At 69.9% G+C, this 19,934-nt stretch carries 20 protein-coding genes, 1 tRNA gene and 1 pseudogene; 14 read left to right on the forward strand and 8 right to left on the reverse strand.

Annotated elements, in window-relative coordinates:
- Positions 1-14: 14 nt before the first annotated feature.
- The 3 genes from ACQ86L_RS18040 to msuE all read left to right on the forward strand — a co-directional run bounded on the left by ACQ86L_RS18040 (position 15) and on the right by msuE (position 2,342).
- A complete protein-coding gene (locus ACQ86L_RS18040; RefSeq protein ID WP_434316625.1) occupies positions 15-560 on the forward strand; it encodes a hypothetical protein in 546 nt (181 codons plus the stop codon).
- Positions 561-601: 41 nt separating this feature from the next.
- The gene (locus ACQ86L_RS18045) at positions 602-1,618 is read left to right on the forward strand and encodes an LLM class flavin-dependent oxidoreductase (protein ID WP_434316626.1); all 1,017 of its coding nucleotides are present in this window, start codon (positions 602-604) and stop codon (positions 1,616-1,618) included.
- Between the two features lie 130 nt (positions 1,619-1,748).
- Complete coding sequence (gene msuE / locus ACQ86L_RS18050) at positions 1,749-2,342, forward strand: FMN reductase (protein ID WP_434316627.1); 594 nt, start codon at positions 1,749-1,751, stop codon at positions 2,340-2,342.
- Positions 2,343-2,344: 2 nt separating this feature from the next.
- On the opposite strand, the gene ACQ86L_RS18055 is transcribed toward msuE, so the two are convergent.
- Genes ACQ86L_RS18055 through ACQ86L_RS18065 form a run of 3 tightly spaced genes read right to left on the reverse strand, consistent with a single transcriptional unit; the run spans position 2,345 to position 5,216 of the window.
- The gene (locus tag ACQ86L_RS18055; RefSeq protein WP_434316628.1) at positions 2,345-3,088 is read right to left on the reverse strand and encodes a glucosamine-6-phosphate deaminase; all 744 of its coding nucleotides are present in this window, start codon (positions 3,086-3,088) and stop codon (positions 2,345-2,347) included.
- Positions 3,085-4,443: a 6-phospho-beta-glucosidase gene (locus ACQ86L_RS18060; RefSeq protein ID WP_434316629.1), complete on the reverse strand. Its 1,359-nt coding sequence runs from the start codon at positions 4,441-4,443 to the stop codon at positions 3,085-3,087. Before ACQ86L_RS18060 ends, ACQ86L_RS18055 begins: the two co-directional genes overlap by 4 nt.
- Complete coding sequence (locus ACQ86L_RS18065) at positions 4,440-5,216, reverse strand: DeoR/GlpR family DNA-binding transcription regulator (RefSeq protein WP_434316630.1); 777 nt, start codon at positions 5,214-5,216, stop codon at positions 4,440-4,442. The genes ACQ86L_RS18060 and ACQ86L_RS18065 overlap by 4 nt, the downstream gene beginning before the upstream one ends.
- 209 nt (positions 5,217-5,425) lie before the next feature.
- Between ACQ86L_RS18065 and ACQ86L_RS18070 the strand changes: the two genes are divergently transcribed.
- From ACQ86L_RS18070 to ACQ86L_RS18085, 4 genes are all read left to right on the forward strand, one after another.
- Positions 5,426-6,394 carry a carbohydrate kinase family protein gene (locus tag ACQ86L_RS18070; RefSeq protein ID WP_434316631.1) on the forward strand — a complete coding sequence of 323 codons (969 nt, stop codon included), beginning with the start codon at positions 5,426-5,428 and terminating at the stop codon, positions 6,392-6,394.
- 100 nt (positions 6,395-6,494) lie between these two features.
- Entirely contained in the window at positions 6,495-7,853 is a 1,359-nt protein-coding gene (locus tag ACQ86L_RS18075) for an extracellular solute-binding protein (RefSeq protein WP_434316632.1), read from the forward strand.
- Positions 7,850-8,800, forward strand: a complete 951-nt coding sequence (locus ACQ86L_RS18080; RefSeq protein WP_434316633.1) for a carbohydrate ABC transporter permease — start codon at positions 7,850-7,852, stop codon at positions 8,798-8,800. The genes ACQ86L_RS18075 and ACQ86L_RS18080 overlap by 4 nt, the downstream gene beginning before the upstream one ends.
- The gene (locus tag ACQ86L_RS18085) at positions 8,797-9,621 is read left to right on the forward strand and encodes a carbohydrate ABC transporter permease (RefSeq protein ID WP_434316634.1); all 825 of its coding nucleotides are present in this window, start codon (positions 8,797-8,799) and stop codon (positions 9,619-9,621) included. The genes ACQ86L_RS18080 and ACQ86L_RS18085 overlap by 4 nt, the downstream gene beginning before the upstream one ends.
- Positions 9,622-9,685: 64 nt before the next feature.
- Here the strand turns inward: ACQ86L_RS18085 and ACQ86L_RS18090 are convergent.
- The 3 genes and pseudogenes from ACQ86L_RS18090 to ACQ86L_RS18100 form a co-directional block, all read right to left on the reverse strand.
- Positions 9,686-9,759, reverse strand: a tRNA-Pro gene (locus ACQ86L_RS18090).
- Positions 9,760-9,817: 58 nt separating this feature from the next.
- Positions 9,818-10,800, reverse strand: a pseudogene (locus ACQ86L_RS18095) (metallophosphoesterase).
- On the reverse strand, positions 10,800-13,322 hold the full coding sequence (locus tag ACQ86L_RS18100) for a transglycosylase domain-containing protein (protein ID WP_434316635.1): 2,523 nt from the start codon (positions 13,320-13,322) through the stop codon (positions 10,800-10,802). The pseudogene ACQ86L_RS18095 and the gene ACQ86L_RS18100 overlap by 1 nt, the downstream one beginning before the upstream one ends.
- Positions 13,323-13,403: 81 nt before the next feature.
- Here ACQ86L_RS18100 and ACQ86L_RS18105 point away from each other — a divergent pair, with 81 nt between their 5' ends.
- Entirely contained in the window at positions 13,404-13,571 is a 168-nt protein-coding gene (locus tag ACQ86L_RS18105; protein ID WP_219732693.1) for a DUF4177 domain-containing protein, read from the forward strand.
- Positions 13,571-14,041: a RidA family protein gene (locus ACQ86L_RS18110; protein ID WP_382457351.1), complete on the forward strand. Its 471-nt coding sequence runs from the start codon at positions 13,571-13,573 to the stop codon at positions 14,039-14,041. Before ACQ86L_RS18105 ends, ACQ86L_RS18110 begins: the two co-directional genes overlap by 1 nt.
- Before the next feature lie 71 nt (positions 14,042-14,112).
- Here the strand turns inward: ACQ86L_RS18110 and acs are convergent, their stop codons facing one another.
- A complete protein-coding gene (gene acs / locus ACQ86L_RS18115; RefSeq protein ID WP_434316636.1) occupies positions 14,113-16,062 on the reverse strand; it encodes an acetate--CoA ligase in 1,950 nt (649 codons plus the stop codon).
- A 356-nt stretch (positions 16,063-16,418) separates the two neighbouring features.
- On the opposite strand from acs, the gene ACQ86L_RS18120 reads away from it, so the two are divergent.
- From ACQ86L_RS18120 to ACQ86L_RS18140, 5 genes are all read left to right on the forward strand, one after another.
- The gene (locus ACQ86L_RS18120) at positions 16,419-17,480 is read left to right on the forward strand and encodes a TadA family conjugal transfer-associated ATPase (protein WP_434316637.1); all 1,062 of its coding nucleotides are present in this window, start codon (positions 16,419-16,421) and stop codon (positions 17,478-17,480) included.
- Positions 17,473-18,447, forward strand: coding sequence for a type II secretion system F family protein (locus ACQ86L_RS18125; RefSeq protein ID WP_434316638.1), 975 nt, complete (start codon positions 17,473-17,475; stop codon positions 18,445-18,447). The genes ACQ86L_RS18120 and ACQ86L_RS18125 overlap by 8 nt, the downstream gene beginning before the upstream one ends.
- A 117-nt stretch (positions 18,448-18,564) precedes the next feature.
- Complete coding sequence (locus ACQ86L_RS18130; protein ID WP_434316639.1) at positions 18,565-18,744, forward strand: DUF4244 domain-containing protein; 180 nt, start codon at positions 18,565-18,567, stop codon at positions 18,742-18,744.
- Complete coding sequence (locus ACQ86L_RS18135) at positions 18,737-19,129, forward strand: hypothetical protein (RefSeq protein WP_434316640.1); 393 nt, start codon at positions 18,737-18,739, stop codon at positions 19,127-19,129. Before ACQ86L_RS18130 ends, ACQ86L_RS18135 begins: the two co-directional genes overlap by 8 nt.
- Positions 19,126-19,518, forward strand: coding sequence for an Rv3654c family TadE-like protein (locus ACQ86L_RS18140; protein WP_434316641.1), 393 nt, complete (start codon positions 19,126-19,128; stop codon positions 19,516-19,518). The genes ACQ86L_RS18135 and ACQ86L_RS18140 overlap by 4 nt, the downstream gene beginning before the upstream one ends.
- A 16-nt stretch (positions 19,519-19,534) precedes the next feature.
- Here the strand turns inward: ACQ86L_RS18140 and ACQ86L_RS18145 are convergent, their stop codons facing one another.
- Positions 19,535-19,786: a hypothetical protein gene (locus ACQ86L_RS18145; protein WP_345836846.1), complete on the reverse strand. Its 252-nt coding sequence runs from the start codon at positions 19,784-19,786 to the stop codon at positions 19,535-19,537.
- Between the last annotated feature and the right edge of the window lie 148 nt (positions 19,787-19,934).

The following is a 19,934-nucleotide window of genomic DNA, read 5'->3' on the forward strand; positions in this document are numbered from 1 at the left end:
GAGCGGTGAGTTCGATGGTGAAAAAGATCTTGGCGGCGATCGTGGTCACCGGAGCGCTTCTGCTGGCGGCGCCCGCGGCGGCGAACGCGGACTCGTACACCAGCGGCGCGCCCTGCAGCGTCGACGTGAGCACTGTGCAGGCGGGGGACACGGCAACGGTCACCTGCATCCCGGGGACCTGGGCGCCCAGTGAGCTCGTCACCTGGACCGGCAGCGGATTCGACGGTGCCAACATCCACCTGGCGAGCTCTGTCACCTTCAGCAAGCACGCGAACGCGGACGGCAGCGACGTGCTGCACGTGACGCTGCCGAGCACGGCGGACGGCGTGTACACGATCACCGGTGTCGGCGCGACCAGCGGTCACGTCTGCTCCGTCTCGATCACGGTGATCCCGGCCGACGTGACCTCGTCGACCGTCAGCGCCTCGGGCAGCTCCGGCCTCGCCGACACCGGCTCGGTGATCGCCGAGTGGTCGATCTGGGTCGGCGGCGGCCTCCTGCTCGTCGGCCTGCTGAGCGTCGCGATCGCGGCGTGGCTGAGGAAGGTGCGGTCGTCCTGACCTGACGGAATGGCGGGAGGGCGGCAGCGGTTGCCCTCCCTGTGACCTCCACCAGCATCCCCCTCAACGTCCTCGACCTCGCCAGCAGACCCGCCGGCGGCAGCAACGCCGACGCGGTAGCCGGGACGGTCCGTCTTGCACAGCAGGCGGAGCGTCTCGGCTACCGGCGTTTCTGGGTGGCGGAGCACCACGGGATGCCGGCGATCGCCTCCAGTGCACCGGCCGTCCTCATCGCGGGCGTCGCGGCGGCGACCGAGCGCATCCGGGTCGGCTCGGGCGGCGTGATGCTCCCCAACCACGCGCCGCTGGTCGTCGCGGAGCAGTTCGGCACCCTCCGCGCCCTGTACGGCGACCGCATCGACCTCGGCATCGGCCGCGCGCCCGGCACGGACGGAGCGACCGCGATGGCGCTGCGCCGCAGCGCGGAGGGCCTCGGGGTGGACGACTTCCCGCAGCAGCTCCTCGACCTGTTCGGCTTCTTCTACGGCGGCATGAGCGACGCGAACCCGCTGCACGGCATCACGGCCGTGCCGGGCCTCGGTGACGCCCCCCAGGTCTGGCTGCTGGGGTCGAGCGGTTACAGCGCCCAGGTCGCCGCGGCCCTCGGCCTCCCGTTCGCGTTCGCCCACCACTTCGCGGGGGAGAACACGGAGGCCGCCCTGGACCTCTACCGGTCGCGCTTCGAGCCGGGGGAGCAGCTCGCCGAGCCGCACGCGATGATCGCCGTGAACGTCGTGTCGGACGACGACCCGGAGCAGGTGCGCGCGCTGTCCCTGCCCGGACAGCTCTCGTTCCTGCGGATGCGCCGCGGCCTCAAGCCGCAGCCGGTGAGCGTCGAGGAGGCGCTCGCCTACGAGTTCAGCCCGGCCGAGGAGGAGTTCATCGCCGCCCGCAACGCCCGCCAGGCGATCGGGACTCCGGACCACGTGAAGGCGCGCCTCGACGCGCTGATCGCCTCGACCGGCGTGGACGAGCTGATGGTCTCCTCCGGCGCCGCGACGGTGGAGGGCCGCATTCACTCCCTGGAGATCGTGGCGGGGCTGTACCCGGCTGCGTGACGGCGTGCGGGTCAGCCTGCATGACGGACCGTGACAGCCGCAAGGGCGCTCCGGGAGGGCCGGGGGTAGCGTTGGGCCCATTCCCGACCGGCACGGTCCCGAACCCCACCCAGCGAAGGCGGTACCCCGCATGGCACGCACACCCCACGTCGTCGGCGTGAGCGGCAGCCCCACCGCGCCCTCCCGCACGACCGTCCTCGTGGACGAGGTCGCACGCTCGTTCGCCGAGGCGACGGGCGGCACCTCCACGACCATCGAGCTGGCGCCCCTGCTCGGCGAGCTGGGCGCCGCCCCGTTCCGCAGCGGGCTGAGCACGCGGGTGCAGGAGGCACTGGCGACGGTGGAGGCCGCCGACGTCATCGTGGTGGGCTCACCGGCCTACCGCGCCACCTACACGGGCCTCTTCAAGCTCTTCTTCGACCACATCGGCCAGTACGCGCTGGTCGACAAGCCGATCGTCCTCACCGCGACGGGCGGCAGCGACCGCCACGCCCTCCTGGTGGAGCACCAGATGCGCCCGCTGTTCGGCTTCTTCCAGTCGCTGACGCTCCCGCTCGGCATCTACGCGAGCGAGTCCGACTTCACGGACTACGCGATCTCCTCCGACGACCTCCGCGAGCGCATCAACACCACGGTCTCGCGCACGCTGCCGTTGATCCGCTCGCACATCGACCCGGAGTCGCTGTACGCGACGGTGGAGTTCGCGCGGCCCGACGCTTTTTGAACTCAGGCCTTCGCGGGCACGCGGTCGAGCAGCGAGGCCGCGGCCGGGTCGAGGAAGAGCGTGACGTCCCGGTGCCCCTGGAGCAGCGAGGCGGGCATGTCCTCTGTCGTCGCGCCCTGCACCGAACGGCGCACCGCGGAGGCCTTCGCCTCCCCGGACGCGATGAGCACGATGCTGCGGGCCTCGAGGATGGTGGAGACGCCCTGGGTGATCGCGAGCGTCGGCACGTCGTCGAGCGAGCGGAAGAATCGGCTGTTCGCCCGCCTCGTCGACTCCTCCAGTCGCACCATCCGGGTGCGTGACCCGCGCGGCGAACCCGGCTCGTTGAAGCCGATGTGGCCGTTCGTCCCGATTCCGAGGATCTGCACGTCGATCCCGCCCGCGGCCGCGATCGCGGCCTCATAGGCGGCCGCGGCGGACGTCGGATCGGGCGCCTGGCCTTCCGGGACGAGGATCGCCTCCGGCCGGAGGCCGAGGGGCATGGCGACGTCGCGCTCGACGATCGAGTGGTAGCTCTGCGGATGCTCGCGCGGGAGCCCGATGTACTCGTCCAGGGCGAAGCCCCGGACGTCCGACAGATCGGCGCCCGCGCGCACGGAGGCGGCCAGCGCCCGGTACAGCGGGCCGGGGCTGGACCCCGTCGCGACGCCGAGGACCCGGCCGGAGGAGACGGAGAGCCGCTGCAGCACCAGTCGCGCAGCAGCCTCCCCTGCCTCCTCCGGCCCGGCGGAGACGACGATCCTCACCGCGTGAGAACCGCCGCGACCTCGGGGATGCGGTCGATGTAGCCGGAGACCAGCTGACGGGCGACGGTCACGCTGTCCACGAGCGGGTGGAGGGCGAACGCGGCCACGGCCTCCGACTTCGAGCCGGTGAGCGCGGCGGCGATGGTGTGCCGTTCGACGTCCTTCACCTGCGACATCAGGCCGATCTGGTGCAGGTTCGGCTGGTCCGTGGTCAACGGGTGCACCCCGTTGGCGTCGACGAGGGTCGGCACCTCGACCACGGCGTCGTCGGGGAGGCCGTGGATGGTGCCGTTGTTGCGCACGTTGAGGATCATCGTCTGCCGCTCGTTGCGGCTGATGGCCGCCATGACGCCGAGCGCCACGCCCGCGTAGCCCTGGTGGGCCGGATCGGCCTCACGCTCCCTGACGTGCGTCGGCGCGTCCTGCGTTCCGCCCTTCGCCTCCGCCATGTAGGAGGCGCTCCTGCGCTCGACCGTGGAGCGCCAGAGCTCGGCGACCCCGTTGCCCGCCGTCGCAGCGCGCGTGTAGAAGTCACGCTGCGATTCGGCGAGGAAGTCGCCCCGCGTTCTGCCGGAGTCGATGATCGTGCGCACGGCGTCGCGGTTGAAGTAGTAGTAGTACAGGTACTCGTTCGGAACGGCGCCGAGCGTGCGGATCCAATCCGTTCCGAAGACGTGCCCTTCCTCCATGGCCGCGAGCAGCGCGTCGTCGCCCAGCAGTTCGGGGAGGACGTCGCGGCCGTTGTAGAGCACGCGCCGCATCCAGCCGAGGTGGTTGAGCCCCACGTAGTCCATCTCCACACGGGTGTGGTCGAGGCCGAGGAGGCCGGCCACGCGGCGGCCGAGCCCGGACGGCGTGTCGCAGATTCCGAGCACTCGGTCCCCGAGCACCGACTGCATCGCCTCGGTGATGATGCCTGCCGGGTTCGTGAAGTTCATCACGTAGGCGTCGGGAGCGAGCTCCTTGATCGCCTTCGCGGCCTCCACCATGACCGGCACGGTGCGCAGGGCGTAGGCGAGGCCGCCGGGGCCGGTGGTCTCCTGGCCGAGCACGTTGAGGTCGAGCGCGACGTGCTCGTCGCAGCGGCGGCCCTCCAACCCGCCGACGCGGAGGGCGGCGAAGACGTAGTCGCTGCCGTCGACCGCACGGCGCAACTCGGTGGTCGGCGAGAGCCGTGGCGCGTCGAGGAACCCGGCGGCCAGCTCCGTCAGGATGGCGACCATCGCCGACAGCCTGTCCTCGTCGACATCGTAGAGCGCCACCTCCTCGACCCGGGGCGTGCCGGTGTCGCGCAAGAGCGCCTGGTAGACGTAGGGGGTGCGGAATCCTCCGCCACCGAGGATGCAGAGCTTCATACGACAGTGACCTCTCCGCCGGCGTTCCGGCACAGTGCGAGCGTTTCGTCGGGCGCGCCGGAAGTGGTGACCAGCGCGTCGACATCGGTGAGGGAGCAGAGCCGCAAGGCGCCGCTCCCCGGGAATTTGGCCTCGGACGCCAGCAGGACCACCTTGTCCGATGCGGCGATCATGGACTGCTTGATCGGCGCCTCCACGGCCATGTTGTCGACGACGTGCCCGTTGGCACGGACTCCGGTGCAGGAGAGGAACACGATGTCGGCGCTGATCTGGCTGAGGGCGAGCTCGGCGAGCGAGCCCACGAGCGTGCGGTAGTTGCGGCGCACGACGCCGCCGAGCAGCACGAGCCGTACCGCCTCGTCGTCGCGCAGCTCGTCGAACACCGCGAGGTTGGAGGTGATGACCGTGATGTCGCGTCCCCGGAGCCGGCGGGCGACCAGGGGAGTCGTCGTGCCGATGTCGAGGATGATGACGCTCCCGTCGGTGACCATCGCCGCGGCGGCGTCGGCCATCCGCGACTTGAGGTCGACGTCGTGGTTGTCGTCGAACATGCCCTCGTCGAGGGTGCGGCCATGGTCCTCCACGGTCGCGCCGGGTTTGATGACCGCCCCGCCGTACGTGCGGGTGAGCTCGCCGTTGCGGTCGAGGAGTTCCAGGTCTCTGCGGATCGTCGACTCGCTGACCGCGAGGGCCGCTGCGAGTTCGCGCACGGAGGCGGAACCGTCGGCCTGCAATGCGGTGATGATGCGGTTCTGCCTCTCGCGAAGGATCATGTGGACACTCTACCCACACTTGAGCAAAGTCGCGCAAAATCACTCAGCCGGAATTGACAAATCGTGCAAACTTAACAAAAGTGCGTCACACGGGTAATGTGATCGAAACACTGGATGCGCAAGCTTGCTGGATATCAGCGGTTCCGACCCGTAGTCACGCAAACTCGAGCATTCCATCCCGCACGGATCCGCGACGAAGAGGAGACCCCGTGACCGCACGACCGCTGCACGAAGGAGCCGAGCTCCTGTTCACCGGCGACATCTTCTGCGACGTCGTCTTCGCCGGAGTGGACGTGCCGGACGTCGGAGCGGAGGTCTACGCGGACGCGTTCACCATCACCCCAGGCGGCGCGGCGAACCGTGCGGTCGCAGCCGCCAGAGCGGGCGCGCACACCCTCCTGCTCTCCCAGCTGGGAGACGACCCGCTGGGCACGCACATCCGCTCCACCCTGGAGGGCGAGCCCAACCTCGACACCCGTCTGCTCCAGCGCGTGCCCGGCCACCAGAGCCCGGTGACGGTCTCGCTCACCACCGCCGACGACCGCAGCTTCATCACCTACCAGGAGCGCCTCGGCCGGCTGGAAGTGCCGGATGACCTCGGCGCCGTCGCCGCCGTGCATGTCGGCGTCGCCGACGACCTCCCGGAGTGGGTGGCCGGGCTGCGGAGGGCGGGCACGACCGTGGTCGGCGGCGTCGGCTGGGATCACACGGGGGAGTGGTCAGCCGAGGTCCTCGACCGGCTGGGGGAGGTGGACGTGTTCGTCCCCAACGATGCGGAGGCCATGCGCTACACCCGCACTGACGACGCGGTCGCCGCGGCGAAGGCGCTCGCGGAGCGCGTGCCGCTCGCAGTGGTGACGCGCGGCCCGCGCGGCGTCGTCGCCGTCGACTCCGCGGCGGGGCGGGTGGTCGAGGTGCCGACGCCGCAGGTCGCCGTGGTCGACCCGACCGGGGCGGGCGACGTCTTCGTCGCGACGTTCATGGCCGCCGGGCTCCGGGGCTGGGACCTGCCCGACCGCCTCCGCTTCGCGGCGCTCAGCGCCTCCCTCTCGGTCACCGGGCTCGGCGGCGCGGCCAGCGCACCGAGACCGGCGGACCTCCTGGCGTTCGTCGAACGCCATCGGCCGGAGGGCGATTGGTCGTTCCTCGATCGCCTGCCGGAGACCGCCGCGCTGTGATCGGCGCGCACCGACCGGCACACCTGCTCCACGCACCCTGTTCCCTGTTCCGCACCACTCCCGCATCGAACCCGGTTCCCCGACAGAACGGAAACACACCATGAGATTCACCAGGAAAGCCGCGATCCTCGCCGGCGCTCTCACAGCGGTCGCCCTCGGATTGACCGCCTGCGCGCCCGGCGGCTCGGCCCCGGCGGCATCGCAGAGCCTCGGCCCTGTCTCCAAGAGCGTGGGCTCGGGCAACATCACCCTCACGGTCTGGGACCAGAACACCGACGGCGGCATCGATGTCGCACAGAAGCAGCTGAACGCCGCCTTCGAGAAGAAGTACCCCAACGTCACAATCAAGCGCGTCTCGCGCTCGTTCTCCGACCTCAAGACGACCCTCAAGCTCGCCTTGTCCGGCGACAACCCGCCGGACGTGGTGCAGGCCAACCAGGGCTATCCCGACATGGGCGCGTTCGTGAAGGCCGGCCTTCTGCGGCCGATCAACGACTACGCCGGCCTCTACAAGTGGAACGACTACTACCCGTCGAGCCTGCTCAAGCTCAACTCGTTCTCGTCCGACGGCAAGACCTGGCAGGGCGACCAGCTGTTCGGCGTCTCGCAGACCGGTGAGCTCGTCGGCCTCTACTACAACAAGGCCGTGCTGCAGAAGGCCGGCATCGGCGCGCCGCCCACCACGCTGCAGGAGCTGACCGACGACATGGCCAAGGTCAAGGCCGCCGGCGACCTCCCGCTCAGCTACGGCGACGTGGAGAAGAGCCCCGGCATCCACCTGTACGGGCTCGCCCTGTCGGCGCTCGCCGGCACGAAGGTCAACGACCTGGTGAGCGGCTCCAGCGGGGCCTGGACGGACTCCGACGCGGTCAAGGCCGCCAGTGTCGTGCAGGGCTGGCAGAAGTCCGGTTACATCACGCCGGGAGCCAACGGCGTCTCGCGCGATGCGGCGGTCGCCGCCTTCGGCAAGGGAGGCGCGGCCTTCCTGGTCACCGGCACCTGGTACCTGGCCACGCTGGCCGACGCCGCCGCGTCGAAGGACATCGGGTTCACCGCTCTGAAGCCGGAGGGCTCCTCGACCCCGGTCACGATGGGAGGCGAGGGCCTGGCCTGGGCGATCACGTCCAAGACCAAGCACGCCGACGCCGCAGCCGCCTACATCGACTTCGTCACCGACAAGAACGCGTCGGACGTGCTGGTCAAGACCGGCAACCTGCCCACCGTCGTCCCCAGCGGCTCCATGCCCGCCAAGGGAACGGTCACCGGCGACATCACGGCCGACTACATGACCATCTCGAAGAGCAACGGAATCACCCCGTACCTCGACTACGCGACCCCGACGTTCTACGACACGATCACCGCCGCCGCCCAGGACCTCATTGCACTGAAGACGACGCCGGAGCAGTTCGGGCAGACCCTGCAAGACGACTACGCGAAGTTCACGAAGAGCAACGGATGACAGTGACCGCCAACAGGGGCGCGTCGGCGGCGACCGGCGCCCGGACGGACGGGGCCCCGCGCTCCGCCCGTCCGGGGCGCCGGCGCCGCAGCCGGGTGGCCTACCTCTACGTCCTCCCGGCCTTCGTCGTCTTCGCGATCTTCCTGGGCTGGCCCTTCGTCCAGACCATCCAGTACTCGTTCTACGACTGGGACGGGCTGTCGGCGGCGACCTGGGCAGGCTTCGGCAACTACCTGTCGGTGTTCGCCGACCCGGAGTTGCGCGGCGCCTTCGCGCACGCGCTCGTGCTGATGGTGTTCTACGCGGCCATCCCGATCCTCTTCGCCCTGTTCCTCACCGCGCTGATCTCACGGGCCAACGCTCTGCGCGGGATGAGCGTGTACCGGACCGTCCTGTTCCTGCCCCAGGTGATCGCCTCGGTCGTGGTGGCGACGATCTGGGTCTCGATCTACTCGCAGGACGGCCTCCTGAACCAGACGCTGCGCCTGCTCGGGCTCGGCGACCTCGCGCGGGTGTGGCTCGGCGACTACAGCTTCGCCCTCCCCGCTATCGGGTTCGTCGGCACCTGGCTCAACATCGGGCTCTGCCTGGTGCTGTTCCTCTCCGGTGTCGGCAACATCCAGCCGGAGCTGTTCGAGGCGGCCCGTCTCGACGGTGCCGGCGCAGCGCGCGAGTTCTTCGCGATCACCCTGCCCGCGCTGCGCGGCCAGATCGCGGTCGCCCTGACGCTGACCGTCGTGTCGGCGCTGAAGACGTTCGACCTCGTCTACGTGACGACCGGAGGCGGTCCGGGCACCTCCACGACCGTGCCCGCGTTCGAGGCCTACAACCGAGCCTTCAACACCGGTCAGGTGGGGTCGGCTGCGGCGGTCGCCGTCGCCCTGACCGCCGTGATCATGGTCGTCACCGCCCTCATCAGCAGACTCCAGCCGAAGGACGCGCAATGAGACTCACCGCCCGCGAGAAGATCGTCGACTACGTCGTCCTGTCGCTGTTCGGGCTCTTCGCGATCGTCCCGCTGATCGGAGTGCTGTTCTCTGCGGTCACCCCGGCGACGTCGAACAACGGCGGGTTCGCCGTGCCGACGGCGGTCGACCTCGGCAACTTCGCGACCGCCTGGTCGGAGGGCCACTTCGCCTCCTACATGGTGTCGAGCCTCATCGTGACGGTCGGGGTCGTGGCGCTCACCACGATCCTCGCCGTGCTGGCCGGGTTCGCGTTCGCGCGGCTCGACTTCGTCGGATCGGGCATCCTCTTCTTCGTGATGCTCGCGGGGCTGATGCTGCCCGCGGAGGCGTTCATCATCCCGCTGTACTTCAACCTGCGCAGCGTGGGTCTCACCGACACATATCAGAGCCTCATCCTGCCGCAGACCGCCCAGTCGCTCGCGTTCGCGATCTTCTGGATGCGGAACCAGTTCCGTTCGTTCCCCGGCGAGATCATCGAGGCGGCCCGCATCGACGGAGCGCGCGACCTGCGGGTGCTGTGGCAGGTGATCGTCCCGCCGTCCCTTGCGCCGATCATGACGATGTGCGTGCTCGTGGCGATGTGGACCTGGAACGAGTTCCTGATGCCCCTGGTGCTGATCACGAGCGAGGATCGCCGGACGGCCCCGCTCGGGCTGGCGTTCTTCAAGGGCGAGCACCTCACCGACTACTCCCTCCTGAGCGCAGCCGGCATCATCGTCGCCCTCCCGATCGTGATCCTGTACTTCGTCCTGCAGAAGCGCTTCATCTCCGGCATGCTCGGAGGCATCTCGGCGAAGTGACGGCACGCTGGAGCAGAATGCAAAAGAGCCGGTTCGAATCATCGAACCGGCTCTTGCCTTTGGGTCGGGGTGACAGGATTTGAACCTGCGGCCTCTTCGTCCCGAACGAAGCGCGCTACCAAGCTGCGCCACACCCCGGTGGCCCGAAGGCCTCATCTAGGATACACGAGCGCGGGGGTGCGAATGACCACCCGGCTCACTCCGACGCCGTCAGCGTGACCAGCGTCGCCTCCGGCCGGCAGGCGAACCGCACCGGCGCATAGATCGACGTCCCGATGCCCGCCGACACGTTGAGGTAGGCCGCCCGGAACGCGTGCCGCCAGATGCTCAGCCCCTTGACCTGCGAGCGCGGGATGTCGCAGTTCGTGACGAGCGCGCCGAACCCGGGCACGCACACCTGGCCGCCGTGCGTGTGGCCGGCGAAGATCATCGAGGCGCCGTAGGTGACGAAAGCGTCGAGCACCCGCCGGTACGGGGAGTGCACCACGCCGAGCGTGACCGTGGGCCGCTCCGTGCGCGGCTCGTCCGCCGGCCACGTCGCGTCGTCCGAGTACGGGTCGTCCTCGCGCAGCTCGTCCAGGGCGCCGGGGATGGCCTCCACGCGGTCCGCGTGGATGTGCGGGTCGTTGACGCCGAAGAACTCGAGATGCGTCCCGCGGATGTCGAGGGCGCCGGCGGCGTTGTTGAGGTTCAGCCAGCCGAGGCTCCCGAAGTACGCGGTGAGCGCCTTGTCGTCGAGGCGGGGGCCGTCGACGAGTGCCGCTTCGACGGGCCGAGGAGGTATTTGAACGGGTTCTTGAACTGCGGGCCGAAGTAGTCGTTCGAGCCGTGGACGAAGACGCCGGGGGTGCCGCGGAACGCGTCGAACGCGGCGCGGATGCCCTCCAGGCCGTCCTCGTGGCCCAGGTTGTCGCCCGTGTCCACGATGAGGTCCGGCTGGAACCGCGCGAGCTGGCGCAGCCACTCCTGCTTGTCCGTCTGCCAGGGCGCCATGTGCAGGTCCGACAAGTGCAGGACCCGGATCGGCTCGGCGCCGGCCGGCAGCACCGGCACACTCACCTCGCGGAGCGTGAACGCGCGGCGCTCCACGAGCGAGCCGTAGGCGAAGGCGGCCGCGCCCGCGCCGGCGAGCACCGCGAGTGCGGTGCCCACCGGCCGGAAGCGCGAAGCGCCGGGCACTAGCCGCCCGCTCCCGGTCCGGGAGTGGGGGTGCTCTTCTGCAGTGTGAGGGTGACCTGGGTGCCGGCCTTCGCGGCCGTTCCCGCGCCGGGGTCCATCGCCTGGACGACGTCGTCGGGGGAGGCGCCGCCGCCGACCTTCGCGACGAAGCCGGCCGCAGCCAGGGCAGCCTGCGCCGCCGAGAGCTTCTGGCCGACGACGTTCGGGATGGCGACGAGCGACTGGTTGCTCGTGTAGATCGTGATGACGGTCCCCTTGCCGACCTGCGAGCCCGCGGGCGGGTTGGTCGACGCGACCGTCCCGGCGGGAGCGGCGGAGTCCTGCGGACCGCCGTCCGCGCTGTCGAGGCCCAGGCTGGTCAGGATGGCCTTCGCCTCGTCGGGCGACTTGCCGGTGAGGTCGGGGACCGCGACCTGGATGCCCTGCACGAGCTTGCTCGGCGGCGTCGGGAACGGGTCCCCGCCGTACTTGCCCACTGCTGCGGACATCATGGACCGCATCACAGCCGTTCGCGCGATGGCGGGCGTCGTGCCGTGCGTCGGGTAGATCCTGCGCATGTCCTGGTGACCGCTGACGTTGCCGACCCAGTACGCGCCGGCGACCTTTGTGGTCGCCGCGACCAGCCAGAGCTGCTCGTTGTTCTCCGTGGTGCCGGTCTTGCCGAGCATGTCCTTGCCCGTGGTGTTCATGCCGGCGGCGGTGCCGTTCTGGAGCGGGCCCATCAGTCCCTTGGCCATGGCGTTGGCGATGGCGGGGTCGATCGCCTGCGCGCACTTGCTCGCCGGCGGTGCGATCTCCTTGCCGTCTCCGCTCACGATCTTGTCGATCGCGATCGGCGTGCAGGTCATCCCGTTGTTCGCGATGCCGGCGAACGCCGTGGCCATCGTCAGCGGTGCGATGTTGTTGGTGCCGAGCACGGACGCCGGGTTGGTCGCGAGCGGAGCGTTGGTCGCGGTGTGGACGCCGAAGGCCTGTGCTTCGTTCCGTATCTGGCACAGGTCGAGCTGGGAGGCCATGGCGATGAACGCGGTGTTGATGGAGTTCGTCGTCGCGTTCTGCACCGTGCGGATGCCCTCCTCACCGGAGGAGTCGTTGGTCGGCCGGTACGTTCCCGTCCAGTCACCGTCGCACGTGTCCTTGAACTTCGTGTACGTACGGATGTTCGCGTTCACGGTCTCGTTGAGCGAGTGGCCCTGCTTGAGCCACTCGGCGAGCGTGAACACTTTGTACGTCGATCCCACCTGGAATCCGCCCGAGCCGCCGTAGGCGTAGTCGGTGGCGTAGTTGATGCTCGTGTACTGCGCGCCGGAGTTGAGGACATCCGGGTCCTGGCTGTACTGCTTGTTCTGCGCCATGTAGAGCACGCGGCCCGTGCCCGGCTGGACGCCGACCAGCACGCCGCCGATGTCGACCTTGTAGACCTGCGGCACATACGACGCGAGCGTGTCCTCCGCGACCTTCTGCAGGTCGAGGTCGAGCGAGGTGTAGATCTTGTAGCCGCCGCGGTTGAAGTTCGCCGTGCGGGTGTCCAGATCCTGGCCGAACGACGGGTCGTTGAGGATGATCTTCTGCACGTAGTCGCAGAAGTAGGCCGCGCCTCCCGCGGTCTGGCAGCCGCGTGCCGACGGCGTGATCACCGGCTGGATCGGGGTCTTGATCGCGTCGTCGTACTGCGCCTTGGTCAGCTTCTTGTACTCGTACATCTTGCCGAGGATGTAGTCGCGACGGTCCTTGTTCTTGACGTAGCCGTTGGCCGCGCCGTTCGTTGTGGAGCTCGGGTTGTCGATCTTGAGCCCCGTCGGCTCGTTGACGATCGCGACCAGGCTCGCGGCCTGCGCGGGGGTCAGTGCGGCGGCCGTGGTGTTGTAGTAGTAGCGTGCCGCGGCCTCGATGCCGTAGACCGATCCGCCGAAGCCGGCGATGTTGAGGTAGCCCTCGAGGATCTGGTCCTTGGTGTACTTCTTCTCGAGACCGATGGCGTACTTCATCTCCTTGACCTTGCGGTCGGGGGTGACGCCCGTCGAGTCGTCGACGCAGTTCTGGTACGCCTTTTTCTCCGCGTCGGTCTTGAGCGGCATGGCCTCGCACTTCTGCAGCAGGACGTTCTTGACGTACTGCTGGGTGATGGAGGAGCCGCCCTGCACGCCGCCGCCGGAGACCGTCGACAGCACACCACGCATGGTGCCCTGGATGTCGACGCCGCCGTGGCTGTAGAACCGCGGGTCTTCACCGGCGATGGCGGCGTCCTTGACCGCCTGCGACATCTGGTCGAAGCCGACCGGGAGACGGTTCTGGGAGTAGAAGGTCGCGAGAGCAACGTCGGAGCCGTCCGACGCCTTCGCGTAAATGGTCGTCGGCTGGGCGAGCTGGCCGATCTGGAGGTACTCGGGGAGGCCCTCGAACACGCCGATACCGTTGTTGGCGGCCATGCCCGTCACGGCGATGGCGGGGGTGACGGCAGCGGTGACCAGAAGACCGGCCACGGCACTCATGCCGACGAACGCGCCGACTGCTCCGAGCACACCTCTAGCCTGTGGTTTTTGCGCAGACATAGGATCAGAGTAGGCGATGAAGCTGTTAAACCCCCGAATGAAAAGAGCACCATGCTGCGCTGGGAATACCTTACGACTCCTCTCATGATCCATAACACGGCCGCCATCCTCAACAACTGGGGTTCGGAGGGGTGGGAGTTGGTGCAGGTGGTGACCGGCCCCGAGGGCGGTCTGGTCGCCTACCTCAAGCGTCCGGTGCCGGCCGAGGACGCCGCCTGATGGGCGCCGTCGAAGCGCGCCTGGCCGAGCTCGGGATCGACCTCCCGGACGTCGTGCCGCCCGTCGCCGCCTACACGCCGGCCGTCGTCGACGCCGGCCATGTCTACACCTCCGGCCAGCTCCCGATGGTCTCCGGCGCCCTCCCGGCGACCGGCAAGGTCGGCGACGGCCACGGCCTCGTACCGGCCGACGACGCCAAGGAGTACGCCCGCATCTGCGCGCTCAACGCGCTCGCAGCGGTCAAGAGCGTCATCGGCTCGCTCGACCGGGTGACGCGGGTCGTCAAGGTCGTGGGCTTCGTCGCGTCCGACCCGTCGTTCACCGGCCAGCCCGGGGTGATCAACGGCGCGTCCGAGGTGCTCGGCGAGATCTTCGGCGACGCCGGCGTCCACGCCCGCTCCGCGGTCGGCGTCGCGGTCCTGCCGCTCGACGCGCCCGTCGAGGTCGAGATCATCGTCGCGTTCGAGTAGAACCACCGCGAACGGAACCGCCGCGGATCGCATTGATCCGCGGCGGTTCATTGTCTGGGGCTCGGCGACGGCTACGTGAGCTTCGCCTGGATGGAGCTCATTACTGCCGTGTCCGCGAGCGTGGTCGTGTCGCCGACCTCCCGGCCCTCCGCGACGTCCTTCAGCAGGCGGCGCATGATCTTGCCGGAGCGGGTCTTGGGCAGCTCCGTCACGATGAAGATGTCCCGCGGGCGGGCGATCGCGCCGATCTGCTCGGAGACGTGCTTGCGCAGCTCCGCCGCGACGTCGATGGACTCGGCCGTCTCCAGCTGGTTCTGTTTGATGATGACGAACGCGACGACGGCCTGGCCGGTCGTCTCGTCCGCCGCTCCGACCACCGCGGCCTCCGCCGTGAGCGGGTGCGCGACCAGCGCGGACTCGATCTCGGCCGTCGAGAGGCGGTGGCCCGAGACGTTCATGACGTCGTCCACGCGCCCCATGAGCCAGATCTCGCCGTCCATGTCGTAGCGGGCTCCGTCGCCGGCGAAGTACTTGTCGCCGAACTTCGACCAGTACGTCTCCACGAAGCGGTCCGGGTCGCCCCAGATGCCGCGGAGCATGCTCGGCCACGGCTCGGTGACGACGAGGAGGCCGCCCTGGTCCTTGCCGACCGGCACGCCCGCCTCGTCCAGGATGTCGATCGAGATGCCCGGCAATGGGACCTGCGCGCTGCCCGGCTTGAGGGTGGTCACGCCGGGGAGCGCGGAGACCATGATCGCGCCGGTCTCGGTCTGCCACCAGGTGTCCACGATCGGGGTGTCCCCGCCGCCGATGACGTCGCGGTACCACATCCACGCCTCGGGGTTGATCGGCTCACCCACGGAGCCGAGCACGCGCAGGCTGGACAGGTCGAACTTCTGCGGGTGCTGGCGCCCGATCTTCATGAAGGAGCGGATGGCGGTCGGCGCCGTGTAGAAGATCGAGACCTTGTACTTCTCGATGATCTCCCACCAGCGGCCCGGGTGGGGCGTCTCCGGGGTGCCCTCGAACAGCACCTGGGTGGCTCCGTTGGCGAGCGGACCGTAGACGACGTAGGTGTGGCCGGTGATCCAGCCGACGTCGGCGCTGCACCAGTACACGTCGGACTCCGGGTGGAGGTCGAAGACGTTCTTGTGTGTGAACGCGGCCTGCGTCAGGTAGCCGCCCGAGGTGTGCAGGATGCCCTTCGGCTTCCCGGTCGTGCCGGACGTATACAGGATGAACAGCGGGTTCTCGGCGGGGAAGGCCTTGGCGACGTGGTCGGCGTCGACCAGCGCGATCTCGTCCTGCCACCACAGGTCGCGGCCCTCGGTCCAGGCGACCTCGTTCTCGCCGCGTTTGACGACGAGCACGTGCTCGACCGTGGACTCGCCGTTCGCGAGCGCCGCGTCGACGGCGTCCTTGAGCGGGAAGACCCGGCCCTTGCGCCAGCCGCCGTCGGCCGTGATGACGAGCTTGGCCGAGGCGTCGTCGATGCGCGACCGGAGGGACTCGGCGCTGAAGCCGCCGAAGACGACGGAGTGGACCGCGCCGATGCGGGCGACGGCCAGCATCGCGATGACGGCCTCCGGGATCATCGGCAGGTAGATCGCGACGCGGTCCCCGGCGCGGATGCCGAGGCTCGTGAGCAGGTTGGCCGCCTTCTTGACCTCCGCGGTCAGCTCGGCGTACGTGATCGAGCGGGTGTCGCCCGGCTCGCCCTCCCAGTGGATGGCGACGCGGTCGCCGTTGCCGGCGAGGACGTGGCGGTCGAGGCAGTTGTAGGCCACGTTGAGCTCGCCGTCGTCGAACCACTTCGCGAAGGGAGGGTTCGTCCAGTCGAGGGTGCGCGTGAAGGGCGTGTGCCAGTGCAGGAGGTCGCGCGACTGGTCGGCCCAGAATCCGAGCCTGTCCGCCGATGCGCGTTCGTAGAGTTCGGCCGTCGCGACCGCGTTGGCCGCGAACTCCTCGCTGGGCGCGAACCGCCGGGCTTCGTGCAGCAGATTGTCGATTGTGTTGCTCATGGGGAGTCTTTTCGCTCCTTCGCGATGCTGGTGTTCGAGTCGTGGCGCGACAATCCCTGACTCTACAACCAGCGGGTGACGGCCTCCGAGCAGACTTGCGTTTGCATTGATTCTGCGTAAACTAGGCAGCGGCCGAATGACAAATTCTGGCGTGCGGCGCAATCGATTCCCCCCAATCATGCGCCGCAGTGGCCGCACCTGTTCCCCCCAATAGGTGCGGCCCCCTTTTTTAACCCGACGGCTCATGCTTGACGCCTTTCGTGGACTTGTCCACGACCGCCTGTGGATGACGCGGGTTCTCCACGGATCTTCTTCGCCGGCCCCGACCGTTCTTCGGGCTTCGTAGCGTCGAGGTCATGAGGAATTCAAGCCAGTGGATCACGCCGTCGATCGCGACGGTGACGCAGTCGTCGCAGTTCGCCCCGTCCCTGCCGTGGGCGTCGCCGCCCGTCCGACCTCCGCTCAGCGCACCACCACCTCCCGCCCCGGACGTCTGGGACACCTTCGGCCCGCTGGCTCCGTACCTGATGCGCGCGGGCGTCACGGACCTCTTCGTCACCGGCGACGGCGTCCTCTGGTCGGACGGCGGCCCGCGCGGCCTCCACCGGGTCGACGGCTGGACGGCCGACGCTGACGCCGCGCGCAGGCTGGCGACCCGGCTGATCGCCACCGGCGGCAGGCACATCGATGAGGCGACGCCGTTCGTGGATGTGCGGCTCCCCGGCGGGATCCGCGTCCACGCGGTGCTCCCGCCCATCTCGACGGGAGGGACCCTGCTGTCGATCCGCGTCCCCGCACCCGCCGCGCTCACGATGGACGACCTGGTCCGGGCTGGTTCGCTGACCGCCGACGGCGCGGCCGTGCTCCGAGCGGCGGTGTCCGCACGGACGAACATCCTGGTGACCGGCGCCGGCGGCGCGGGCAAGACGACGCTGCTGGCCGCCGTCCTCGCGCACGCGCCGCCTACCGAGCGAATCGTGCTCATCGAGGACGTCGCCGAGCTGCGCGTCCCGCACGCGCACGTGGTCGGCCTGCAGACCCGCCAGCCGAACCTCGAGGGCGCGGGCGGCGTCGGACTGCGCAGACTGGTGCGGGAGGCCCTGCGGATGCGACCGGACCGGCTCGTCCTCGGCGAGTGCCGCGGCGAGGAGGTCGCCGACCTGCTCTCCGCCCTGAACACCGGCCACGACGGCGGCGCCGGCACCCTCCACGCCAACTCGCTGGACGACGTCCCCGCCCGGATGGAGGCCCTGGGCGCCCTCGCCGGCCTCGACGACATCGCGACGGCGCGTCAGACGATCAGTGCGATCGGACTGATCGTCCACCTCGAGCGCTCGGGAGACCGCCGCCAGGTCGCCGGCTTCGGCCGGTTCACGACGACCCAGGATGGACGGCTCGCGGTGGTGCCGCATGAGTGAGCGACGGCGGGCCGCGCGCGATCGAGCAGGCCGTCCGGACGACGACCACCTGTCGAGCTCGGTGGAAGCGCTCGCGGTGCTTCTCGATGCCGGTATCTCGCCCCGGTCGGCGTGGGAGTACGTGGCTGCGGAGGCGACGCATCCAGCTCTGGTGCGGGCGGCGGCGCTCGTCGCGGCGGGGACACCACCGTCCGAGGCGCTCGCCGCGGCGGCTGCGGGCGGCGGGATGGGTGAGAAGGAGCCTCCCAGCGGCGGCAACGCCGGTATGGCAGCCGTCGCCGCCGCGTGGGCCGTCGCAGAACACGCCGGCGCCTCGCTCGCGCCCGTGCTGCGCGGCGCGGCCGAGGCCCTGCGCGATCGTGCCGGAGCGGAGCGCGACATCGCCACCGCGCTCGCCGGCCCGCGCGCGACCGCCCGCCTGATGTCCTGGCTGCCGCTCGTCGGCGTCGGCATGGCTTACGCGATCGGCGTCGACGTGCTCGGCACGCTGATCGCCGGTCCGCTCGGCTGGATGTCGGCGGGGTCCGGGTGCGGTCTGCTCATCGCGGGCCGCTCCTGGACGCGCACACTGGTCAGATCGGCGGCCCGGGAGGGGCCGGTCCCGGGGATCCGGCACGACCTGATGGCGATCGCGCTCGCCGCAGGCATGTCGGTGCCGTCCGCTCGGGTGACGATCGCGCAGGTCGGGCGCCGCATCGGCCTCGACGCGGTCGCGGACGGTGACGCGTCCGTCGACAGGGTGCTCCGCATCGCCGAGCGAGCGGGAGCGCCGGCGATCGAACTCCTGTCCGCGGAGGCCCGACAGCAACGGCGGACCGCCCGCGCGGACGGCCGGCGCCGCGCGGAACTGCTCGCCGTGCGGCTGCTGCTCCCGCTCGGCGTGTGCGTGCTCCCTGCGTTCGTGCTCCTGGGCGTGGCGCCCGTCATCCTCGGGATGCTGTCCTCCACCGTCGCCGGCCTCACCTGAGTTGTCCACAGATTCGCCGGCGACGCCCACCACGGAGACGCCGGACGCGACGATCGATATGTGCCGCCGGAGGCCGGCGGAAACGACAGAAGACGGACGAAAGAGAAGGGACCACAGATGCGGGAGATCATTCACCGGCTGCGCGGGGAGGAACGGGGAGCGAGCACGGCGGAGTACGCCGTCACGACGATGGCGGCGGTGGCATTCGCCGGCACGCTGCTGATGCTGCTGCGCGGCGACGAGGTCAAATCCATCCTCACCGACCTCGTCAGGCGGGCGCTGACGGTCGATGGCTGACGAAGCGGCAGGGCGCCGGATGCGCGGGGGCTGCTGGCCGAGCGGCGTCGGGCCGGATTCAGCCGGCGAGCGGGGGAGCGTGACGGCCGAGTTCGCCGCGGCCCTTCCCGCCGTGCTGGTGTGCCTGGCGCTCTGCGTCGGGGCGATTCAGGCGGGTGCTCAGCAGGCGCGGCTGCTCGATCACGCGGCGGCCGCGGCACGGCTCCTCGGTCGGGGCGACGTAGCGCCCCCACCGCCGGAGGGTGCGTCCCGACGGGTCGGATCCGGTGACGGGTTGCTGTGCGTGACCGTCACGGCACCGAGCCGGGCAGGCAGCCTCGGCGCTCTCGGGCTCACGGTGTCGGCTCGCTCGTGCGTGCTCGATGACACGGAGGAGGAGGGATGAACGTGAGTCGGCACTTCTCCGGTGTCATGTGCGTGGAGTCCCCGCTTCCGCCGCGTCGCGAGCGCGGCGCGGGGACGGTCCTCGCGCTCGCCGTCGTCGCGGTCACGGTCACCCTCACGACCGCGGCGATCGGCGTGGTGGGAGCCTGGGGCGCGCGTCAGAAGGCAGCGGTCGCCGCCGACGCGACCGCGCTCGCCGCGGCGGACGTCGCTGCGGGCAGGGCGAGCGGCGAGCCGTGCGCCGAGGCCGACGTCGTGGCGCGGGCGAACGGCGCCTTCGTGACGGGATGCGTCGTGGCGGCGGTCGTCGTCAGCGTGGAGGTCTCCGTCCCGTATCTCGGGTGGGAGGCCTTCGCGGCCGCCCGCGCGGGTCCGCCGGGATCACGGTGACGAGCTCGCCTCCGCCTCAGTCGAAGACCGTCTCCACGTACCGGTACGCCACGGCGCTCGGGAGCGAGCCGCTCGGGTCGTCGGACGCGTACTCCGTCTCCGACGCGGAGCCGCGGACATACAGGTAGTGCTTCCCGCCCGCCGCAGCGCGGAGTTCGAGGCGGGGTCGCGGGTCGCCCGAGTCGAGGAAGGAGGTCGTGATCGTCTTGCCTTCCAGGGGGCCGTCGATGAGCTTGGCGGTGTACGTCGTCATTGAAGTCGTTGCCATGATCACATTGTCCTCCCGGGCCCCGGCGAGCAACAGGCCCCGCCGTACGAGCCGTCCGCCCGCGGCGAACGGGGCGGCCGGCGATTAGGCACACAAGCGGCATAGGTGTGTATGGTTTGCCTGTTGGGCCGTGCGGCCCACGCTCGCC

Source organism: Leifsonia sp. P73 (assembly GCF_051059105.1).
In the GTDB taxonomy this organism is placed as follows: Bacteria; Actinomycetota; Actinomycetes; order Actinomycetales; family Microbacteriaceae; genus Leifsonia.